Here is a 285-nt window from a genome sequence, read left to right on the forward strand (position 1 = left end):
GCCACGCGCATCAGCCGAGCGACGGATGACGGGGCGACCCGCGGCGGAGGCCAGGGCGGGACGGACCGCGGTCAGTCGTGTCGGACGGGACGGTAGATCGCGATGGGCGGAGCGGACGGGTCCCCGTCGTCGTGCGCGTCACCGGTCGCGAGCCACGTCGTGCCCTCGTGCTCGATCGTGGTCGGCAGGGCGCCGTGGACCAGGATGCGGACCGCGGGGGCATCGCCGTCGAGGAGATCGACGCCGTGTGCCTCGGTGCCGCCCGGGTTGTCGTGCACGTAGCTC

General features: G+C 74.0%; 1 protein-coding gene. It reads right to left on the bottom strand.

Going from position 1 to position 285, the window contains the following annotated elements:
- Positions 1-71 precede the first annotated feature (71 nt).
- Positions 72-285, bottom strand: a 214-nt coding sequence (locus EN859_RS38565) for a hypothetical protein (RefSeq protein WP_189502599.1), incomplete at its 5' end; no start/stop codon positions are given.

It is taken from the genome of Mesorhizobium sp. M00.F.Ca.ET.216.01.1.1, from assembly GCF_004010325.2.
Classification (GTDB): domain Bacteria; phylum Pseudomonadota; class Alphaproteobacteria; order Rhizobiales; family Rhizobiaceae; genus Mesorhizobium.